Below are 18,742 nucleotides of genomic sequence, written 5' to 3'. Positions count from 1 at the left end.
GTCATGACGTCCGCACTGTTTATTCCGGAGTTGGGCCAACTGGCGATGATCCTCGCCCTGTGCTTTGCCATCGTCCAGGCCGTGGTCCCGTTGCTGGGCGCCTGGCGCGGTGACCGCCTGTGGATGAGCCTGGCCCAGCCGGCTGCCTGGGGCCAGTTCGCCTTTCTGGTGTTCGCCTTCGGTTGCCTGACCTACGCCTTCATGACCGACGACTTTTCTGTCGCCTACGTCGCCAATAACTCCAACAGCGCCTTGCCCTGGTACTACAAGTTCAGCGCCGTGTGGGGCGCCCACGAAGGTTCGTTGCTGCTGTGGGCATTGATCCTCGGCGGCTGGACCTTTGCCGTCTCGATCTTCTCCCGCCAACTGCCGCAGGTGATGCTGGCCCGGGTGCTGGCGGTGATGGGCATGATCAGCATCGGCTTCCTGCTGTTCCTGATCATGACCTCCAACCCGTTCATCCGCATCCTGCCGCAGATCCCGGTCGACGGGCACGACCTCAACCCGCTGCTGCAGGACATCGGCCTGATCGTGCACCCGCCGATGCTCTACATGGGCTACGTCGGTTTCTCGGTCGCCTTCGCCTTCGCCATCGCCGCCTTGCTCGGCGGGCGTCTCGATGCCGCCTGGGCGCGCTGGTCGCGGCCGTGGACCATCGTCGCCTGGGCATTCCTCGGCATCGGCATCACCCTGGGCTCATGGTGGGCCTACTACGAACTCGGCTGGGGCGGCTGGTGGTTCTGGGACCCGGTGGAAAACGCCTCCTTCATGCCCTGGCTGGTGGGCACCGCGCTGATTCACTCGCTGGCAGTCACCGAAAAACGCGGCGTGTTCAAGAGCTGGACCGTGTTGCTGGCCATCGCCGCGTTTTCCCTGAGCCTGCTGGGTACGTTCCTGGTGCGTTCCGGCGTACTGACCTCGGTGCACGCGTTTGCCTCCGACCCGGAGCGCGGCGTGTTCATCCTGATCTTCCTGCTGTTCGTGGTCGGCGGTTCGCTGACGCTGTTCGCCCTGCGTGCGCCAGTGGTCAAGAGCCACGTGGGCTTCAACCTCTGGTCCCGGGAAACCCTGCTGCTGGGCAATAACCTGGTGCTGGTGGTGGCGGCCTCGATGATTCTGCTCGGTACCCTGTACCCGCTGGTGCTGGATGCCCTGAGCGGCGCCAAGCTGTCCGTCGGCCCGCCGTACTTCAACGCGCTGTTCATCCCCTTGATGGCGCTGCTGATGGTGGTGATGGCGGTCGGCGTACTGGTGCGCTGGAAAGACACCCCGGTGAAATGGCTGGTGGGCATGCTCACCCCGGTACTGCTGGGCAGCGCCGCATTGGCGGTGATCGCTGGGATTGCCTACGGCGACTTCAACTGGGCCGTGCTTGCCACCTTCATGCTCGCGGCCTGGGTATTGCTGGCCGGTGTACGCGACCTGATCGACAAGACCCGCCACAAAGGTTTGATCAAAGGCTTGCCGACCATGACCCGCAGTTACTGGGGCATGCAGGTCGCCCACATCGGCATCGCCGTGTGCGCCCTGGGTGTGGTGTTGTCCAGCCAGAACAGCGCCGAGCGCGACCTGCGCCTGGCCCCCGGCGAGTCCATGGACCTGGCCGGCTACCACTTCATTTTCGAAGGCGCCAAGCACTTCGAAGGCCCGAACTTCACCTCCGACAAAGGCACCGTACGCGTTGTGCGCAACGGTAAGGAAATCGCCGTGCTGCACCCGGAAAAACGCCTGTACACCGTGCAAAGTTCGATGATGACCGAAGCCGGGATCGACGCCGGTTTCACCCGCGACCTCTACGTCGCCCTGGGTGAACCGTTGGGCGATGGCGCCTGGGCCGTGCGGGTCCACGTCAAACCGTTTGTGCGCTGGATCTGGTTCGGCGGCCTGCTCACCGGCTTCGGTGGTTTGCTGGCGGCGATGGACCGGCGCTACCGGGTCAAGGTCAAGAGCCGGGTGCGTGAAGCCCTCGGTCTGCAAGGAGCGCCAGTATGAAGCGTTGGTTGATGGTGTTACCGCTGGCGGCGTTTCTGGTGGTGGCGGTGTTCCTGTATCGCGGGCTGTACCTGGACCCGGCCGAGCTGCCGTCGGCCATGATCGGCAAGCCATTCCCGGCGTTCTCGCTGCCGACGGTGCAGGGCGACAAGACCCTGACCCAGGCTGATTTGCTGGGCAAACCGGCACTGGTCAACGTGTGGGGCACCTGGTGCATTTCCTGCCGCGTGGAGCATCCGGTGCTGAACCAGCTGGCGGAGAAGGGCGTGGTGATCTACGGCATCAACTACAAGGACGACAATGCTGCCGCCCTGAAGTGGCTGGCGGAATTCCACAACCCGTACCAGCTGGATATCCGCGACGAAGACGGCAACCTCGGGCTGAACCTTGGTGTGTACGGCGCTCCGGAAACCTTCTTCATCGACGCCAAGGGCGTGATCCGCGACAAGTACGTGGGCGTGATCGACGAAGTGGTGTGGCGCGAGCAACTGGCCGCCAAGTACCAGGCGCTGGTGGACGAGGCCAAGCCATGAAGCGTTGGTTAGCCGCCGCGGTATTGGGCTTGAGCATGGTCGGCGTGGCCCACGCCGCCATCGACACTTACGAATTTGCCAAGGACGGAGACCGCGAGCGTTTTCGCGAACTGACCAAGGAGCTGCGCTGCCCCAAGTGCCAGAACCAGGACATCGCCGATTCCAATGCACCGATCGCCGCCGACCTGCGCAAAGAGATTTTCCGCATGCTCGGCGAGGGCAAGGACAATCAGCAGATCATCGACTTCATGGTCGACCGATACGGTGACTTCGTGCGCTACAAGCCGGCGCTCACCAGCAAGACTGCGCTGCTGTGGTTCGGCCCCGCCGGGTTGTTGCTCACAGGCTTAGTCGTTATGGCGGTGATTGTGCGCCGCCGTCGTGTTGCCCCGGCCGATGGCTCGGACTCGCTTTCCGTCGACGAGCGTCAACGCCTCGACCAACTGCTGGACAAAAAAACTGATGATTGATTTCTGGCTCGCAGCAGGTCTGCTGCTTCTGATTGCCTTGAGTTTCCTGCTGATCCCGGTGTTACGCGGCCGCCGTGCCCAGCGTGAAGAGGATCGCACTGCATTGAACGTGGCGCTGTACCAGGAACGCGTGGCGGAACTGCAAACCCAGCAGACCGAAGGCGTGCTGGATGCGGCCCAGCTGGACAGCGGTCGCGCTGAAGCGGCCCGTGAGTTGCTGGCGGATACCGAGGGTGTGGAAAAGCCCCGGGAATCGCGCCTCGGCAAACCGTTGCCGTTGCTCGCGGCGTTTCTGGTGCCGGTGTTGGGCGTGGCGCTGTACCTGCATTACGGTGCCAGCGACAAGGTCGAACTGACCCGCGAATTCTCCCAGCCGCCGGTGTCCATGGAAGACATGACCCGCCGCCTGGAGCGCGCCGCAGCGGCCCAGCCGGATTCGCCGGAAGGCCTGTACTTCCTCGGTCGCGCCTACATGGCCCAGGACCGTTCCGCCGATGCGGCGAAAATCTTCGAGCGCACCGTGGCCCTGGCCGGTCGCCAGCCCGAGTTGCTCGGCCAGTGGGCCCAGGCCCAGTACTTTGCCGACAACAAACAGTGGTCGCCCAAGGTCCAGGCCCTGACCGACGAAGCACTGAAACTCGATCCGAAAGAAGTCACCAGCCTCGGCCTGCTGGGCATCGCCGCCTTTGAAGGCCAGCGTTACCAGGAAGCGATCGACTACTGGAACCGCCTACTGGCGCAACTGCCACCGGACGACAATTCCCGTGCCGCGCTGCAAGGCGGGATCGACCGGGCCGCCGAGAAGCTCAAGGAGAGTGGCGGCAGCGTGGCGCCCGTGAAGGCAGAAAAACAGATGCAAGTGCGGGTGGACCTGGCCGCCGATGTGAAGGCCAAGGCCTTGCCGACCGACAGCGTGTTCATCTTCGCCCGTGCCGTCAAAGGCCCGCCGGCGCCATTGGCGGCCAAGCGCGTGACCGTGGCCGACCTGCCGATCACCGTCGAGCTGGGCGACAGCGACGCGATGATGCCGCAGTTGAAACTGTCCAACTTTCCCGAAGTCCAACTGGTTGCGCGCATATCCCGGGCAGGTGTTCCCACAGCTGGCGAGTGGATCGGCCGCAGCCAACCCCTGGCCAGCAGCACCACTGCGCTGCAGCAGCTGACCATCGACAGTCCGGACCAATAATTCGAGGAAATGCCCATGACCGCTATCGCACGTATCACCCTGCTCAGCCTGGTACTGGGGTTGAGTGCTTGTGCGGTCCATCGGCCTCCGTCGCCTACCGGGCCGACTATTCCACCGACAGGGCCGTCGACCCAGCCGAGCACACAGCCAGGCACCCAGCCCTCAGGCCCGGTGATCAAACCGTCGAAGCCGGTGCCTAGCTCCTCGCCGACCTTCGCACCGCCACCGGGTGCGGCCAGCCACTGGGACGGGAAGATGCAGGTGTACGTGCTGGACGAACAGCCGGATACGTTCTACCGCCAGCGCACCTACTACCGCTGGAGCAACGGCTGGAGCCGGTCCATCAGCCCGAACGGGCCTTGGGAGGAGACCGATGTCCATGGCGTACCGCCGGGGTTGAGCAAGCAGTACGCACAATGAAAAAAGGCGACCTTCGGGTCGCCTTTTTCATGGCTGGTTTGGAATACAGTCCACCCAACAACAAAGCTCAAATGTGGGAGCGGGCTTGCTCGCGAATACGGCGTGTCAGCCAACAAATCGGGCACTGATATACCGTATTCGCGAGCAAGCCCGCTCCCACATTTTGAATCTCGTTTGATTTGAAATTACGCCAGCTCCTCAGTCTGCCTGGGCGCGCTTGTCCAGTGGATCACCCCGGCAATCACCCCCAGCATCACCCCAAACTCCACAATCCCCATCCAGCCCAACCGCGCCATTAACCAGCCGCTGACTGTCGCCCCCACCGCACCGCCAAAAAACGTCGCCGTCATGTACAAACTATTGATGCGGCCCTGGGCTTTCGGGTCCACCGCAAACGCCCGGGTCTGGTTGGAAACCAAGCCCGACTGCACGCCGATATCCAGCACGATCACCCCCAGCACCAGCAAGATAATCGAAGTCTCGGCACCCGCCAGCAGCAGGAACGCCAAGGTCACAATCCCGATACTCGCCCCAATCACCTTGCGCGAACCCAGCCTGTCGGAAGCCCGCCCACCGAGCGACGCCGCCAACGCACCCGCCGCACCGATAATCCCGAAGCCACCGGCCCAGGCACTGCCCAATTGCCATGGCCCATGAGCCAACAGTGCTGCCAGATTCACCCAAAACGCATTGAAGCAAGCCCACAACAACGCCTGCACCATCATTGATTGGCGAATTGGGCTGTTGTCGCGCATCAGCGGCCACAGCGAAGCCAGCAGGCGAGGGTAGGACAGGTTGGTGCTCGGCACGCCCTGTGGCAGCAGCCTGGCGGCACCGATCCACACCGGGATCATGAAGGCCGCCTCCATCGCGTACACCGCCCGCCAGCCATAAGCCTCACCGACTACGCCGGCGATCGTGCGCCCGAGCAGGATGCCGACCATGATCCCGCTGACCACCGTGCCCACATTGCGCCCGCGTTCGTGGGGCTGCGACATCACCGCCGCGAATGGCACCAGTTGCTGCGGCACACAGCTCACAATCCCCAAGCCGAAAGACGCCCCGATCAGCGCCCAGATGCCCGGTGAAAACGCCGCCGCCAGGGCGAAACAGAACGCCAGGGCGATCTGCCCCAGCACCAGCTTGCGGCGGTCAAAACGGTCGCCCATCGGCAGCAGCAACGCCAGCCCGGTAGCAAAACCCAGCAGGGCGGAACCGGCCACCAGATCCACGGTGGTCACGTCCACGCCCATGTCCGAAGCGATCAGCGGCAGGATTGGCTGGGTGCAGTAAATATTGGTAATCACCGCGCCGGCGATCACCGCCATCATGATGATCTTGCCGCGCGGCGCGACCGCAGGCGCTGTGGAAGGTTGGGATGTCATCGGCAGGCCACTCACGGCGCTCTCCTTCAATGCAGATCTCCGGGAAGGAGATGAGTGGCCAACGTTACGCACTCGCGCTTATCAGGATAATCCCCTAGGATTTGGAATCATCCTTCCAGAATTTGATAGGTTGCCATGAACCGTCTTGAATCCATGTCCATCTTCGTTGCCGTGGTTGATGCAGGCAGCCTGACCGCTGCGGCGCGGCGCCTCGACATGCCGCTGGCCAGCGTCAGCCGCAAGGTGGCTGAACTTGAGACGCACCTGAAAACCCGCCTGCTGCACCGCACCACGCGCCAGCTGTCGTTGACCGATGCCGGCGCCTCCTACCTCGACGCGTGCCGGCGCATTCTTGAAGACATCAGCGAGGCCGAGCGCGCGGCCACTGGCGAATATTCCCAGCCCCGGGGCGAACTGGTGGTCACCGCGCCCGTGGTCTTCGGGCGGCTGCACATCGTGCCGGTGGTGGCGGAATTCCTCGCGCAGTACCCGGAGATCGACATCAACCTGATCCTTACTGACCGCGTCGTGCATCTGATGGAAGAGCATTGCGATGTGGCGGTACGCATCGGCGAACTGCCCGACAGCTCGCTCAAGGCCATGCAGGTGGGCACGGTGCGGCGGGTGGTGTGCGCCAGCCCGGCATACCTGGCCGCTCGCGGCATACCCGCTGAGCCCCAGGACTTGGCGGGGCATGACTGCATCACCTTCGAAGTGCTGGCGTCCCAAGGGGCGTGGGGATTTGGCGCGGGTAAAACCGGGCTCTCGGTACCGGTGCATTCGCGGTTGTCGGTGAACACCGCAGAAGCGGCGATTGCGGCGGCGACGTTGGGGGTTGGGGTGATTCGGGTACTCTCGTATCAAGTGGCGGATGCAGTGCGGGAGGAGGCGTTGGCGGTGGTGCTTGAGGCGTTCGAGTCGGCGCCGCTGCCCATTAGCCTGGTGCACAAAGGGCAGTCGCCGTTGCCGCTGAAGCTGCGGGCGTTTCTGGATTTTGTGATGCCGCGATTGCGCGCCCGCACCGCCCAATAACACCGACGAATTTGAACCTGATGAAAATCAAAATGTGGGAGCCGGGCTTGCCCGCGATAGCGGTGTATCAGGTTTTGAAACTGTTGCTGATACACCGCTATCGCGGGCAAGCCCGGCTCCCACATTGGATTTACGTTGCCAGTTGGATCTCGGCAAGGCGCGGCTTTAGAAACTCCAGGGCATCTTTAAAGACCTGATGCCACTCTTCTGACGGTTCGCTCGCCAGCGGGTGCCAGAAGAACTGGAACTCGTGGCCGCCATCATCCTCTGCAAAATGGGTCCAGGTATCTGGCAGGTCTTCAGGGATCAGGCATTGATGAAAGGCCCATGTATGCCCCGTGGACGCTGAGTGCCAAGTGCCCAGGTCACGTATCACCTTGCCGGTTATCCCGGCCTCTTCAAGCAACTCTCTAACTGCCGCAGCCTCGGTACTTTCGCCAGGCTCCAAGCTGCCCTTGACCAGTTGAAGACCTGCCAGTGGGTGTTTGAAGGCGAGGATTTCCAGGGATTGGCGGGTTCGCAGGATGACCGGACATGCCTTGTCTTTTCCCATCACGTTGTCCTTTTGCACATATTGGCGGCCAGCTATTGCACCACAGTCCGGCACATTTCCAATGCCGGGCGAAAACCTTGTGGCGAGGGAGCTTGCTCCCGCTGGACTGCGAAGCAGGCCCAAGTCAGCCACTTCAGTACATCTGACAGACCGTGTCACCCAGGCTCGGGGCCGCTGCGCAGCCCAGCGGGAGCAAGCTCCCTCGCCACAGGTTAGGTATGGATCGTTCCCACGCTCTGCGTGGGAATGCATCCCGTGACGCTCCGCGTCACCACTGCGCAAGACTTCAATGGACGCAGAGCGTCCGAGGCGGCATTCCCACGCAGAGCGTGGGAACGATCAACGTCCTACAGCTACTTCCAACCTTTCATCAAACCTTCATCAAACGGTTTTACTCCAGTCATGTGCAAGTCATAGGGCTGACACAGCCCGCGCCTACTGTCGTTTGAACTCAAACGCAGCCACGGATGGCTGTTCAACCAGACAGAGAAGCCCATGACTCCAGCTATCCATGTCGATCATCTGAACAAGACCTTTGCGAAGAAATCCGCGCTGGTCGACCTCGAACTCACCGTTGCCACCGGTGAGATGGTCGCGCTGATTGGCGCTTCCGGCTCCGGCAAGTCCACCTTGCTGCGCCACCTCGCGGGCCTGGCCTGTTGCGACAAGAGCAACGGCGGCAGCGTCAAGGTGCTGGGCCGGGAAGTGCAGGCCAGCGGGCGGTTGAATGGCAAGGTGCGGCGCCTGCGCGCCGACATCGGCTACATCTTCCAGCAGTTCAACCTGGTCAACCGCCTGAGCGTGCTCGACAACGTACTGCTCGGTTGCCTGGGCCGCATGCCGCGCTGGCGCGGCAACCTCGGTTTGTTCAATGCCGAGGAAAAACAGTTCGCCATGGAATCCCTGGCCCGCGTCGGCCTGGCAGACCTGGCCAGCCAGCGCGCCTCCACCTTGTCCGGCGGCCAGCAGCAACGCGTGGCAATCGCCCGCGCTTTGACGCAACGCGCCGAAGTGATCCTGGCGGATGAACCCATCGCCTCCCTGGACCCGGAGTCGGCGCGCAAGGTCATGGAGATCCTCGCCGATATCAACGGCCGCGACGGCAAGACCGTGGTGGTCACCCTGCACCAGGTCGATTACGCCATGCGTTATTGCCCGCGAGCCGTGGCGCTCAAGGGCGGGCGGATTCACTTCGATGGCCAGGCCAGCGAGCTGAGCAGCCAGTTCCTCAACGATTTGTACGGTGCCGATGTGGACACCAGCCTGATGTTTTCCGACCAGACCCGCACACCCGTCGTCCCCGCACGGTTGGCCCTGGCCCGCGCTTGAAACCTTACTAACGACCCACAGGAATCCTCTCCATGTTGAACCGTATCGGTCATGTGTTTCTGTCTGCCGTGCTGCTTGCCAGCGTGGCCATGGGCACTGCCCAGGCCGCCGACAAGGCGATCAATTTCGGCATCATGTCCACCGAGTCTTCGCAGAACCTCAAGAGCATCTGGCAGCCCTTCCTGGATGACATGCACAAGAAGACCGGCCTCACCATCAACGCCACCTTCGCTTCCGACTACGCCGGCCTGATCCAGGGCATGCGCTTCAACAAGGTCGACGTGGCCTGGCTGGGCAACAAGGCCGCGATGGAAGCGGTGGACCGTTCCAACGGCGAAATCTTCGCCCAGACCGCCGCCGCCAACGGGGCTGCCGGTTACTGGAGCGTGCTGATCGTGCGCAAGGACAGCCCGATCAACAACGTCGATGACATGCTCAAGAACGCCAAGAACCTGACCTTCGGCAACGGTGACCCGAACTCCACTTCGGGCTACCTGGTGCCCGGCTACTACGTGTTCGCCAAGAACCACGTCGACGCTGCCACCGCCTTCAAGCGAACCCTCAACTCCAGCCATGAAGTCAACGCATTGAGCGTGGCCAAGGGGCAGTTGGACGTCGCCACCTTCAACACCGAAAGCTGGGACCGCCTGGAAGTCACCCAGCCGGACAAGGCCGCCATGCTCAAGGTGATCTGGAAGTCGCCGCTGATCCCGGCCGACCCTATGGTGTGGAGCAAGGCCCTGAGCGACAGCGAGAAGACCAAGATCCGCGACTTCTTCGCCAACTACGGTGACACCGACGAAGAGAAGGCCGTGCTGAAGAACATGCAACTGGGCAAGTTCCTCAAGTCCAGCGACGACCAGCTGTTACCGATCCGCCAACTGGAACTGTTCAAGCAGCGCACCACCATCAGCGCCGACGACAAGCTGGAAGCGGCTGACAAGGCCAGGAAGCTCGCCGACATCGACGCCGACCTGGCCAAGCTGCAAGAGCGCATCACCGAACTGGACAAGAAGACCGCAGCCAACGGCTAACCCCCTGTAGGAATCGGGTTCATGTGGGAGCGGGCTTGCTCGCGAATACGGTGTGTCATTCAACGCATCCGGCGACTGAGTCACCGCATTCGCGAGCAAGCCCGCTCCCACATTAAGCCCAGTTCCAACCCTACACCGAGAGTGACCCATGACTACCTTGCATGCTGAAGCAGTGGGCAAAAGGACTTGGCCGCAATACCTGGGCTGGGGCCTGTTCCTGATCCTGCTGGCCTGGGCCTGGCACGGCGCCGAGATGAACCCGCTGGCGCTGTACCGCGATTCCGGAAACATGGCGACCTTCGCCGCCGACTTCTTCCCGCCGGACTTCCACGAATGGCGCTCCTACCTCAAGGAGATGATCGTCACCGTGCAAATCGCCCTCTGGGGCACGGTGCTGGCGATTGTCTGCTCGGTGCCGCTGGGCATTCTGTGCGCCGACAACATCACGCCGTGGTGGATTCACCAGCCACTGCGCCGGGTGATGGATGCCTTCCGCTCGATCAACGAAATGGTGTTCGCGATGTTGTTCGTGGTCGCCGTCGGCCTCGGTCCTTTTGCCGGTGTCCTGGCCTTGTGGATCAGCACCACCGGGGTCCTCGCCAAGCTGTTTGCCGAAGCCGTCGAAGCCATCGACCCGGGCCCCGTTGAAGGTGTGCGAGCCACCGGTGCCAGTGCCTTGCAGGAAGTGATCTACGGCGTGATCCCGCAAGTGATGCCGCTGTGGGTGTCCTACGCGCTCTACCGCTTCGAGGCCAACGTGCGTTCGGCGACAGTAGTGGGGATGGTCGGTGCCGGCGGGATCGGCGTGATCCTCTGGGAGAACATCCGCGCGTTCCAGTTCGTGCAGACCTGCGCGGTGCTGCTGGTGATCATCGTGGTGGTGAGCTGTATCGACGTGCTGTCCCAACGCCTGCGCAAGCAGTTCATCTGACGTCGGAGGGGTGCCCAAGGGCGCTTTTTTTAAGCATGCAGTTGTCTAGACAAGATGAGCCGGTGTACCGCGAACTCGCCGACATCCTGCGCCGCGAACTGAGCAGCTACCAGGCCGGTGAATTCCTGCCGGGCGAGGTGCAACTGGCTGAACGCTTCGGCGTCAACCGCCACACCCTGCGCCGCGCCATCGACGAGCTGGTGTTCGAAGGCAGCCTGTTGCGCCGCCAGGGCAAGGGCACCCAGGTGCTGGACCGCCCGCTGATTTACCCGATGGGCGCCGAGACCTCCTACAGCCAGTCCTTGTCGGCCCAAGGCGTGGGCGTGGAAGCGATGCTGCTCAAGCGCCGCTACTGCTTTGCCAGCCGCGAAGAGGCCCAGCAACTGGGCATCGCCGAAATGGCGCCGATGATCGAGCTGCAAACCCTGCGCAAGCTCGATCACCAGCCGGTCAGCCTGATCCGCCACCGTTACTGCGCCAGCCATGCGCCGCTGCTGGCGGACTACAACGGCGGCTCGCTGCGCCACTACCTGCGTGAGCGCGACATGCCGTTGACCCGCACCCAAAGCCTGATCGGCGCGCGTTTGCCCAACCGCGACGAAGCCGCACTGCTGATGATGCCCCGGCACTTGCCGGCGCTCACCGTATTCACCCTTTCCCGCGATCGCGACGGCCGCCCGGTGGAGCTGGCGCAGTCCACCAGCCGTTCGGATCGCTTCCAGTACCAAGTGGTGACCTGATGGAGACCCCGATGAACCTGTCCCCGCGTCAACACTGGATCGGCGTGCTCGCCCGCGCCTTTCGCAGTGAATTGCTGCCCCATGAAGACGCCCTGCGCGACGTGGATTACCAACTGATCCGCGCCCCGGAAATCGGCATGACCCTGGTGCGTGGCCGCATGGGCGGCAATGGCGCGCCGTTCAACCTCGGCGAAATGAGCGTGACCCGCTGCGTGGTGCGCCTGGCAGACGGGCGCACCGGCTACAGCTACCTGGCCGGGCGCGACAAGGTCCACGCCGAACTGGCGGCCCTGGCGGATGCGCATTTGCAGGGTGCACACCCGAGCCCCTGGCTCAGCGACCTGATCGGGGCACTGGCCAACGCCCAGGCCGAGCGCCGGGCGCAAAAAGAGGCCGACACCGCCGCCACCAAGGTCGAGTTCTTCACCCTGGTTCGAGGAGAAAACTGATGAATGCCCAACGCTTGCAACCGGCCTTTGTAGACCCGGTGCTGGACGCCCAGCGCGGTTTTCGCGGGGCCCTCAAGGCCCTCGCCGAGCCCGGCCTGATCCAGTCCTTGCCCGCGGCCCCCAGCCTTGAAGGCCTGGCGCCGGCTACCTATGCGCTGTGCCTGGCGCTGCTGGATATGGACACACCGCTCTGGCTGGCGCCGTGCTTCGACACGCCGCTGATCCGCGCCAACCTGGCCTTCCACTGCGGCTGTCCGCTGACCGCCAACCGGGAAGAGGCCGCGTTCGCCTTGCTCGGTGAACAGGAGCTGCTCGACCTCAGCGGCTTCAACCACGGCAACGACCGTTACCCGGATCAGTCCTGCACCTTGCTGGTCCAGTTGACCGACCTGGAAGCCGGTCGCGCCTTGAACTGGCGCGGTCCGGGGATCAAGACCCAGCGTCAGGTCAACCTGCCCGTACCCCAGGCGTTCTGGCTGGAACGCCAGCGCCGGGAAACCTTTCCCCGTGGCCTGGACGTGTTGTTCGCCGCCGGCCATCACCTGATCGGCCTGCCACGCAGCACCCGAATTGCACAGGAGCATGCCTGATGTACGTAGCCGTCAAGGGTGGCGAACAGGCCATCGACAATGCCCACCGCCTGCTGGCGAAAAAACGCCGGGGCGATACTTCCATTGCGGAACTGAGCGTGGAGCAGATCCGCGAGCAACTGCCGCTGGCGGTCGCGCGAGTGATGAGCGAAGGCTCGCTGTACGACACGGAGTTGGCTGCACTGGCGATCAAGCAAGCGGCGGGGGATCTGGTGGAAGCGATCTTCCTGCTGCGGGCCTACCGCACCACGTTGCCGCGCTTCAGCCCGAGCCTGCCGATCGATACCGCGCAGATGTCACTGAGTCGGCGTTTGTCGGCCACCTTCAAGGACGTGCCGGGCGGGCAACTGCTGGGCCCGACCTTCGATTACACCCACCGCCTGCTGGACTTTGCGCTGCTGGCCGAAGGTGAATACCCCGGCCCGCAAACCACGCCGGATGCCACTCTGGAAGCGTGCCCGCGGGTACTCGGCCTGCTGGCCAAGGAAGGGCTGATCAAGAACGAATCCGACGACACCGGCAGCGTCGCCGACATCACCCGCGACCCGCTGGAATACCCGGCCAACCGCGCCCAGCGCCTGCAAGCCCTGGCCCGTGGCGACGAAGGTTTCCTGCTGGCACTGGGTTACTCGACCCAACGTGGTTACGGCCGCAACCACCCGTTCGCCGGCGAGATTCGCATCGGCGATGTGGAGGTGTGGATCGACCCGGAAGAGCTGGGTTTCCCGATTTGCCTGGGCAGCATCGAAGTCACCGAGTGCGAGATGGTCAACCAATTCGTCGGCTCGGCCACCGAGCTGGCGCAGTTCACCCGGGGCTACGGCCTGGCATTCGGGCATGCCGAGCGCAAGGCGATGGGCATGGCCCTGGTGGACCGCTCGCTGCGGGCCGATGAGTTCAACGAAGAGATCGTCTCGCCGGCCCAGCAGGAAGAATTCGTGCTGTCCCACTGCGACAACGTCGAGGCGGCGGGCTTCGTTTCCCACCTCAAATTGCCTCACTACGTGGACTTCCAGTCCGAGCTGGAACTGATCCGCAAACTGCGCCAACCGGCCGAGGGCACCCGCCATGAATGACCTGACTCAAGCGCCTGCGCGTGACCCTGCGTACAACTTCGCCTACCTCGACGAGCAGACCAAACGCATGATCCGCCGCGCCTTGCTCAAGGCCGTGGCGATCCCCGGTTACCAGGTGCCGTTCGGTGGCCGCGAGATGCCGCTGCCTTACGGTTGGGGCACCGGCGGCATGCAACTGACCGCCGCGATCCTGGGGGCTGACGACGTGCTCAAGGTGATCGACCAGGGCGCCGACGACACCACCAACGCCGTGTCGATCCGCCGCTTCTTCGCCCGTACGGCGGGCGTCGCCACCACCGAAAGCACCCCGGACGCGACGGTGATCCAGACCCGCCACCGCATCCCGGAAACCCCGTTGCAGGCCGACCAGATCATGGTCTACCAGGTGCCGATCCCGGAGCCGCTGCGTTTTATCGAACCGTCGGAAACCGAGACCCGCACCATGCACGCCCTGAATGACTACGGGGTGATGCACGTAAAGCTCTACGAGGACATCGCCACCTTCGGCCATATCGCCACCAGCTACGCCTACCCGGTGATGGTGGATGAGCGCTACGTGATGGACCCCTCGCCAATCCCGAAATTCGACAACCCGAAACTCGACATGAGCCCGGCGCTGATGCTGTTCGGTGCCGGTCGCGAAAAGCGCCTGTACGCGGTGCCGCCGTACACCCAGGTCACCAGCCTCGACTTTGAAGACCATCCGTTCGAAGTGCAGAAGTGGGAACACACCTGCGCGATCTGCGGCAGCCATGAATCGTTCCTCGATGAGCTGATTCTCGACGACGCCGGTACCCAGAGTTTTGTGTGTTCCGACACCTGGTATTGCGCCCAACGGGTCAAGGAGAACAACCAGTGAGCCAGCCTCTTTTGCAAGTGCGTGACCTGTCGTTGTTGTACGGGGAAGAGAAGGGCTGCCAGGACGTCAGCTTCGATTTGTACCCCGGTGAAGTGCTGGGGATTGTTGGTGAGTCGGGCTCGGGCAAGTCCACCTTGCTCTCGCTGCTCAGCGGGCGTCTGCCACCGCAGGCCGGCCACATCGGCTATCGCGGCAAGGACGGTGAATGGCTGGATCTGTACAGCGCCAGCGAAGCCGAACGTCGCACCTTGCTGCGCACCGAATGGGGCTTTGTCGAGCAGAACCCTCGGGACGGTTTGCGCATGGGGGCCTCTGCCGGCGCCAATATCGGCGAGCGCCTGATGGCCCAGGGCGTGCGCAACTATGAGCAACTGCGTGGCGCCGGCCTCGACTGGCTGGGCCAGGTGGAAATCGACCCGCAGCGCATCGACGACTTGCCCCGGACCTTTTCCGGCGGCATGCAGCAGCGCCTGCAAATCGCCCGCAACCTGGTCTCCAGCCCGCGTCTTGTGTTTATGGACGAGCCCACCGGCGGCCTGGACGTGTCGGTGCAGGCGCGCTTGCTCGACCTGTTGCGCGGCCTCGTTCGCGAGCTGGATCTGGCGGTGGTGATCGTCACCCACGACCTCGCCGTGGCGCGCCTGCTGGCCGACCGCCTGATGGTGATGCGCCGCTCGCGCGTGGTGGAAACCGGGCTGACGGACCAGATCCTCGACGATCCACAGCACCCTTACTCTCAACTGCTGGTGTCTTCGGTATTGCAGCCATGATGAATGCCTTGATCGAGGTCCGTGACCTCTCGAAAACCTTCACCTTGCACCAGCAGAACGGCGTGGTGCTGAACGTGCTGCGCGGGGTGGAGTTCAGTGTGAAAGGCGGTGAGTGCCTGGTGCTGCATGGCCAGTCCGGCGCCGGTAAAAGCACGTTGCTGCGCACCCTGTACGGTAACTATCTGCCGGCGGGCGGCAGCATCCGGGTACAGCACCTCGGCGAATGGCTGGAGCTGGTTGGTGCCGAGCCGCGGGAGGTGTTGCAGGTGCGCCAGCAGACCCTGGGCTACGTCAGCCAGTTTCTGCGGGTGATCCCGCGGGTGGCCTGCCTGGATGTGGTGATGGAGCCCGCCCTGGCCCGTGGCTGGTCGAAGGCCAATGCACAGTCGCGCGCCGAGCATCTGCTGACCCGCCTGAATATCCCACAACGCCTGTGGCAGCTGGCACCCGGTACGTTCTCCGGCGGCGAGCAACAGCGGGTCAACATCGCCCGCGGCTTCATGGTGGATTGGCCGGTGATGCTGCTGGACGAACCCACCGCGTCCCTCGACGACAGCAATCGGCAGGTGGTGCTGGAACTGATGAACGAAGCCAAGGCTGCCGGCGCGGCCTTGATCGGCATCTTCCACGACCGCGCCGCCCGTGAAGCGGTCGCAGACCGCCATTTCGACATGACCCCCGCGCCTGTTGCCCAAGAGGAATACGCCCATGCCCGCTGAACAGATCCTCAGTAATGCCCGGCTGGTGACGGCTGATCGCATGTTCCTTGGCAGCATCGTGCTGCGTGACGGGCTGATCGTCGACATCGCCGAAGGCCGCAGCCAACTGCCCCAGGCCCAGGACCTTGACGGGGATTTCCTGTTGCCGGGCCTGGTGGAACTGCACACCGACAACCTGGAAAAACACATGACCCCGCGCCCCGGCGTGGACTGGCCGTCGACCTCGGCGGTGCTCAGCCATGATGCGCAGATCATCGCGGCCGGCATCACCACGGTGTTCGACGCGGTGTCCATCGGCGACGTGAACCCCAAGGGCAACCGCATGCAGAAACTGCCGGCGATGCTCAATGCCATCGCGGCAGCAGAAAGCGCCGGCCTGACCCGCGCCGAACACCACCTGCACCTGCGCTGCGAGCTGTGCCACCCCGACACCCTGAGCGTGTTCCGCGACCTGGTGGAAAACCCGTTGGTGCAGTTGGTGTCAGTGATGGACCACTCGCCGGGCCAGCGCCAGTTCGTGCTTGAATCCAAGTACCGTGAGTACTACATGGGCAAGTACCACCTGAACGACGAGACCATGGACGCGTTCATCAAGCTGCAAATGGCCAACTCCAGGGAGTACAGCGACCGCTACCGCGCCGCGATCGTCGAGCATTGCCTGGAACGCGGCCTGTCGGTGGCCAGCCATGACGATGCGACGTTGGCGCATGTGGAGGAGTCGGCGCGCTATGGCATGACCATCGCCGAATTCCCCACCACCCTGGAAGCCGCCCGTGGCTGCCGGCAACTGAACATGAAAGTTCTGATGGGCGCGCCGAACGTGGTGCGTGGCGGGTCCCACTCGGGTAATGTGGCCGCCGCCGGCCTGGCCGCCGAAGGATTGCTGGATATACTTTCCAGTGACTACTACCCGGCCAGCCTGTTGCAGGCGGCGTTCGTGCTGGCCGATCAACAGGATGGCGGCGATCTGTCGCGGGCGGTCAGGATGATCAGCCTGGCGCCCGCACACGCGGCGGGCCTGAGTGATCGCGGCGAAATCGCTATCGGTCTGCGGGCCGACCTGGTGCAAGCCAAAAAAAGCCAAGACGGACTGCCCGTGGTCCAACAAGTGTGGCGACAAGCGAAGAGGGTGTTTTGATGGCAGGCAGGTTGATCTATCTCATCGGACCATCGGGTTCGGGCAAGGACAGCCTGCTGGATGCCGCACGACCGCGTCTGGCCGAGCGTGGCTGCCGCATTGTGCGGCGGGTCATCACCCGCTCGGCGGAAGCGGTGGGCGAAGCGGCGCAGGGTGTGAGCCCGGCGCAGTTTGCCGCAATGGAGGCCGAGGGCGCATTTGCCCTCAGCTGGCACGCCAACGGGTTGTCCTATGGCATCCCACGGGAAATCGATGAGTGGCTGGCGGCGGGGCACGATGTGCTGGTCAACGGCTCCCGCGGCCACCTGGCGCAAACCCGGCTGCGTTACCCGAACCTGCTGGTGGTGCTGCTGACGGTAGACCAAGGGGTGTTGCGCCAGCGCTTGCTGGCGCGGGGGCGCGAATCCCTGGCGGATATTGATCTGCGCCTGGCGCGCAATGCGCGATTCGCCGAGGGTTTGAGCGCTGCTGCAGATGTGTTCCTGCTCGACAATTCCGGCCAACTGGAACACACGGTCGAGCGCTTGCTGGGCTGCCTCGACGGGCAACCTGCATGCGCCTGACACTGCTGGGCACCGGCGATGCGCGGCAAGTCCCGGTGTATGGCTGTGAGTGCGCCGCCTGTGGCCTGGCCCGCCATGACCAGAGCCTGCGCCGCCGCCCATGCAGCGCATTGATCGAGTGTGGCGACCAGCGCTGGTTGATCGACAGCGGGTTGCCCGACCTCACCGAGCGCTTCCCGCCGCGCAGCTTCAACGGGATTCTCCAGACCCATTACCATGCCGATCATGCCCAGGGTCTGCTGCATCTGCGCTGGGGCCAGGGGCTGGTGATTCCGGTGCATGGGCCGGTGGATCCGGAAGGGTTGTCCGACCTGTACAAGCACCCCGGCATCCTCGATTTCAGCCAGCCGTTTGCCGAGTTTGAAACCCGCCGGTTGGGTGAACTGAGCGTCACCGCGTTACCGCTGCTGCATTCCAAGCCCACCCTGGGGTATCTGCTGGAAGGTGAAGGGCGGCGCATTGCCTACCTTACCGACACCGTCGGCCTGCCACCCGCCACCCGCGATTGGCTGCAACGCGAGCCGCTGGATGTGCTGGTACTCGATTGCTCCATGCCGCCGCAACCGCAGGCACCGCGCAATCACAATGACCTGACGCTGGCATTGCAGTGTATTGAGGAGGTGGGTACGCAGTTGGGGGTGCTGACCCATGTGGGGCATACGCTGGATGCGTGGTTGTTGCAGCATCGGCGGGAGCTGCCGCGGCATGTGACGGTGGGCTGGGATGGGCGGGTGATTTAGCGTGGGAAGTTATGTCAAGCGGTGAGGTCCTGATCGCCGGTGGATTTGGATGAAAAGTTTGAGTGGATGTATCTTTGTTGATGCCGGTTTGGAGTATTCATATTGGCGGCATTGTGTAGATTTTTGTTTTTTTTCTGATAAACCAAGGCGCTGCCGCAACGGCTGGTGTGTGTTCAGTTGTTGAAATTGCAAGTAATTTATTGAGTTTCTTAGCGGGTGTTTCATCGCTTTTA

21 protein-coding genes are annotated in these 18,742 nt (G+C 63.4%); 19 read left to right on the top strand and 2 right to left on the bottom strand.

Going from position 1 to position 18,742, the window contains the following annotated elements; all coding sequences use genetic code 11:
- The first annotated feature begins 3 nt into the window (after window positions 1-3).
- The 5 genes from HX801_RS28975 to HX801_RS28955 are packed head-to-tail and all read left to right on the top strand — an operon-like array spanning window position 4 to window position 4,601.
- Window positions 4-1,992 (top strand): heme lyase CcmF/NrfE family subunit, encoded by a 1,989-nt coding sequence (locus HX801_RS28975; RefSeq protein ID WP_177023217.1) that lies wholly within the window; start codon window positions 4-6, stop codon window positions 1,990-1,992.
- Window positions 1,989-2,525 carry a DsbE family thiol:disulfide interchange protein gene (locus HX801_RS28970; protein WP_003210630.1) on the top strand — a complete coding sequence of 179 codons (537 nt, stop codon included), beginning with the start codon at window positions 1,989-1,991 and terminating at the stop codon, window positions 2,523-2,525. Before HX801_RS28975 ends, HX801_RS28970 begins: the two co-directional genes overlap by 4 nt.
- Window positions 2,522-2,995 (top strand): cytochrome c-type biogenesis protein, encoded by a 474-nt coding sequence (locus HX801_RS28965; protein ID WP_177023216.1) that lies wholly within the window; start codon window positions 2,522-2,524, stop codon window positions 2,993-2,995. Before HX801_RS28970 ends, HX801_RS28965 begins: the two co-directional genes overlap by 4 nt.
- Window positions 2,988-4,181, top strand: coding sequence for a c-type cytochrome biogenesis protein CcmI (ccmI, locus tag HX801_RS28960; protein WP_177023215.1), 1,194 nt, complete (start codon window positions 2,988-2,990; stop codon window positions 4,179-4,181). Before HX801_RS28965 ends, ccmI begins: the two co-directional genes overlap by 8 nt.
- Window positions 4,182-4,196: 15 nt before the next feature.
- Window positions 4,197-4,601, top strand: coding sequence for a hypothetical protein (locus HX801_RS28955; RefSeq protein WP_003210627.1), 405 nt, complete (start codon window positions 4,197-4,199; stop codon window positions 4,599-4,601).
- A 185-nt stretch (window positions 4,602-4,786) separates the two neighbouring features.
- Here HX801_RS28955 and HX801_RS28950 read toward each other — a convergent pair whose 3' ends face one another.
- Window positions 4,787-5,986 (bottom strand): MFS transporter, encoded by a 1,200-nt coding sequence (locus tag HX801_RS28950; RefSeq protein WP_177023228.1) that lies wholly within the window; start codon window positions 5,984-5,986, stop codon window positions 4,787-4,789.
- A 135-nt stretch (window positions 5,987-6,121) separates the two neighbouring features.
- Here HX801_RS28950 and HX801_RS28945 point away from each other — a divergent pair, with 135 nt between their 5' ends.
- Window positions 6,122-7,018 (top strand): LysR family transcriptional regulator, encoded by an 897-nt coding sequence (locus HX801_RS28945; protein ID WP_177008374.1) that lies wholly within the window; start codon window positions 6,122-6,124, stop codon window positions 7,016-7,018.
- Between the two features lie 130 nt (window positions 7,019-7,148).
- Here the strand turns inward: HX801_RS28945 and HX801_RS28940 are convergent, their stop codons facing one another.
- The gene (locus tag HX801_RS28940) at window positions 7,149-7,571 is read right to left on the bottom strand and encodes an NUDIX domain-containing protein (protein ID WP_177023214.1); all 423 of its coding nucleotides are present in this window, start codon (window positions 7,569-7,571) and stop codon (window positions 7,149-7,151) included.
- Window positions 7,572-8,066: 495 nt separating this feature from the next.
- On the opposite strand from HX801_RS28940, the gene phnC reads away from it, so the two are divergent.
- The 13 genes from phnC (at window position 8,067) to phnP (ending at window position 18,509) form a co-directional block, all read left to right on the top strand.
- Complete coding sequence (gene phnC / locus HX801_RS28935) at window positions 8,067-8,900, top strand: phosphonate ABC transporter ATP-binding protein (protein WP_003210623.1); 834 nt, start codon at window positions 8,067-8,069, stop codon at window positions 8,898-8,900.
- Window positions 8,901-8,932: 32 nt separating this feature from the next.
- Window positions 8,933-9,934 carry a phosphonate ABC transporter substrate-binding protein gene (gene phnD / locus HX801_RS28930; RefSeq protein WP_003210622.1) on the top strand — a complete coding sequence of 334 codons (1,002 nt, stop codon included), beginning with the start codon at window positions 8,933-8,935 and terminating at the stop codon, window positions 9,932-9,934.
- A gap of 148 nt (window positions 9,935-10,082) precedes the next feature.
- Window positions 10,083-10,865 (top strand): phosphonate ABC transporter, permease protein PhnE, encoded by a 783-nt coding sequence (gene phnE / locus HX801_RS28925; RefSeq protein ID WP_003210621.1) that lies wholly within the window; start codon window positions 10,083-10,085, stop codon window positions 10,863-10,865.
- Between the two features lie 35 nt (window positions 10,866-10,900).
- Window positions 10,901-11,605, top strand: a complete 705-nt coding sequence (gene phnF, locus HX801_RS28920; protein ID WP_023659262.1) for a phosphonate metabolism transcriptional regulator PhnF — start codon at window positions 10,901-10,903, stop codon at window positions 11,603-11,605.
- Window positions 11,606-11,616: 11 nt separating this feature from the next.
- On the top strand, window positions 11,617-12,054 hold the full coding sequence (gene phnG, locus HX801_RS28915) for a phosphonate C-P lyase system protein PhnG (RefSeq protein WP_003210619.1): 438 nt from the start codon (window positions 11,617-11,619) through the stop codon (window positions 12,052-12,054).
- Entirely contained in the window at window positions 12,054-12,644 is a 591-nt protein-coding gene (gene phnH / locus HX801_RS28910; RefSeq protein WP_177023213.1) for a phosphonate C-P lyase system protein PhnH, read from the top strand. Before phnG ends, phnH begins: the two co-directional genes overlap by 1 nt.
- Window positions 12,644-13,720, top strand: coding sequence for a carbon-phosphorus lyase complex subunit PhnI (locus tag HX801_RS28905; protein ID WP_177023212.1), 1,077 nt, complete (start codon window positions 12,644-12,646; stop codon window positions 13,718-13,720). The genes phnH and HX801_RS28905 overlap by 1 nt, the downstream gene beginning before the upstream one ends.
- Window positions 13,713-14,579: an alpha-D-ribose 1-methylphosphonate 5-phosphate C-P-lyase PhnJ gene (locus HX801_RS28900; RefSeq protein ID WP_008434764.1), complete on the top strand. Its 867-nt coding sequence runs from the start codon at window positions 13,713-13,715 to the stop codon at window positions 14,577-14,579. Before HX801_RS28905 ends, HX801_RS28900 begins: the two co-directional genes overlap by 8 nt.
- Complete coding sequence (gene phnK, locus HX801_RS28895) at window positions 14,540-15,349, top strand: phosphonate C-P lyase system protein PhnK (protein ID WP_177023227.1); 810 nt, start codon at window positions 14,540-14,542, stop codon at window positions 15,347-15,349. The genes HX801_RS28900 and phnK overlap by 40 nt, the downstream gene beginning before the upstream one ends.
- Window positions 15,349-16,068, top strand: a complete 720-nt coding sequence (gene phnL, locus HX801_RS28890; RefSeq protein WP_008434762.1) for a phosphonate C-P lyase system protein PhnL — start codon at window positions 15,349-15,351, stop codon at window positions 16,066-16,068. Before phnK ends, phnL begins: the two co-directional genes overlap by 1 nt.
- Window positions 16,058-17,206, top strand: coding sequence for an alpha-D-ribose 1-methylphosphonate 5-triphosphate diphosphatase (locus tag HX801_RS28885; RefSeq protein WP_177023211.1), 1,149 nt, complete (start codon window positions 16,058-16,060; stop codon window positions 17,204-17,206). The genes phnL and HX801_RS28885 overlap by 11 nt, the downstream gene beginning before the upstream one ends.
- Window positions 17,206-17,769, top strand: coding sequence for a phosphonate metabolism protein/1,5-bisphosphokinase (PRPP-forming) PhnN (phnN, locus tag HX801_RS28880; RefSeq protein WP_087694466.1), 564 nt, complete (start codon window positions 17,206-17,208; stop codon window positions 17,767-17,769). Before HX801_RS28885 ends, phnN begins: the two co-directional genes overlap by 1 nt.
- Window positions 17,760-18,509 (top strand): phosphonate metabolism protein PhnP, encoded by a 750-nt coding sequence (gene phnP / locus HX801_RS28875; protein WP_177023210.1) that lies wholly within the window; start codon window positions 17,760-17,762, stop codon window positions 18,507-18,509. The genes phnN and phnP overlap by 10 nt, the downstream gene beginning before the upstream one ends.
- The last annotated feature ends 233 nt before the right edge of the window (window positions 18,510-18,742 follow it).

The sequence above is a fragment of the Pseudomonas sp. G1002 genome (assembly GCF_013385455.1).
Classification (GTDB): Bacteria; Pseudomonadota; Gammaproteobacteria; order Pseudomonadales; family Pseudomonadaceae; genus Aquipseudomonas.
This window is presented reverse-complemented; position numbering and strand designations above follow the sequence as displayed.

Excerpts from the sequence above, each read along its gene's own strand:
- HX801_RS28975 (WP_177023217.1), top strand. The coding sequence starts at position 4 with ATGACGTCCGCACTGTTTATTCCGGAGTTGGGCCAACTGGCGATGATC.
- HX801_RS28970 (WP_003210630.1), top strand. The coding sequence starts at position 1,989 with ATGAAGCGTTGGTTGATGGTGTTACCGCTGGCGGCGTTTCTGGTGGTG.
- HX801_RS28965 (WP_177023216.1), top strand. The coding sequence starts at position 2,522 with ATGAAGCGTTGGTTAGCCGCCGCGGTATTGGGCTTGAGCATGGTCGGC.
- ccmI (WP_177023215.1), top strand. The coding sequence starts at position 2,988 with ATGATTGATTTCTGGCTCGCAGCAGGTCTGCTGCTTCTGATTGCCTTG.
- HX801_RS28955 (WP_003210627.1), top strand. The coding sequence starts at position 4,197 with ATGACCGCTATCGCACGTATCACCCTGCTCAGCCTGGTACTGGGGTTG.
- HX801_RS28950 (WP_177023228.1), bottom strand. The coding sequence starts at position 5,986 with ATGACATCCCAACCTTCCACAGCGCCTGCGGTCGCGCCGCGCGGCAAG.
- HX801_RS28945 (WP_177008374.1), top strand. The coding sequence starts at position 6,122 with ATGAACCGTCTTGAATCCATGTCCATCTTCGTTGCCGTGGTTGATGCA.
- HX801_RS28940 (WP_177023214.1), bottom strand. The coding sequence starts at position 7,571 with ATGGGAAAAGACAAGGCATGTCCGGTCATCCTGCGAACCCGCCAATCC.
- phnC (WP_003210623.1), top strand. The coding sequence starts at position 8,067 with ATGACTCCAGCTATCCATGTCGATCATCTGAACAAGACCTTTGCGAAG.
- phnD (WP_003210622.1), top strand. The coding sequence starts at position 8,933 with ATGTTGAACCGTATCGGTCATGTGTTTCTGTCTGCCGTGCTGCTTGCC.
- phnE (WP_003210621.1), top strand. The coding sequence starts at position 10,083 with ATGACTACCTTGCATGCTGAAGCAGTGGGCAAAAGGACTTGGCCGCAA.
- phnF (WP_023659262.1), top strand. The coding sequence starts at position 10,901 with ATGCAGTTGTCTAGACAAGATGAGCCGGTGTACCGCGAACTCGCCGAC.
- phnG (WP_003210619.1), top strand. The coding sequence starts at position 11,617 with ATGAACCTGTCCCCGCGTCAACACTGGATCGGCGTGCTCGCCCGCGCC.
- phnH (WP_177023213.1), top strand. The coding sequence starts at position 12,054 with ATGAATGCCCAACGCTTGCAACCGGCCTTTGTAGACCCGGTGCTGGAC.
- HX801_RS28905 (WP_177023212.1), top strand. The coding sequence starts at position 12,644 with ATGTACGTAGCCGTCAAGGGTGGCGAACAGGCCATCGACAATGCCCAC.
- HX801_RS28900 (WP_008434764.1), top strand. The coding sequence starts at position 13,713 with ATGAATGACCTGACTCAAGCGCCTGCGCGTGACCCTGCGTACAACTTC.
- phnL (WP_008434762.1), top strand. The coding sequence starts at position 15,349 with ATGAATGCCTTGATCGAGGTCCGTGACCTCTCGAAAACCTTCACCTTG.
- HX801_RS28885 (WP_177023211.1), top strand. The coding sequence starts at position 16,058 with ATGCCCGCTGAACAGATCCTCAGTAATGCCCGGCTGGTGACGGCTGAT.
- phnN (WP_087694466.1), top strand. The coding sequence starts at position 17,206 with ATGGCAGGCAGGTTGATCTATCTCATCGGACCATCGGGTTCGGGCAAG.
- phnP (WP_177023210.1), top strand. The coding sequence starts at position 17,760 with ATGCGCCTGACACTGCTGGGCACCGGCGATGCGCGGCAAGTCCCGGTG.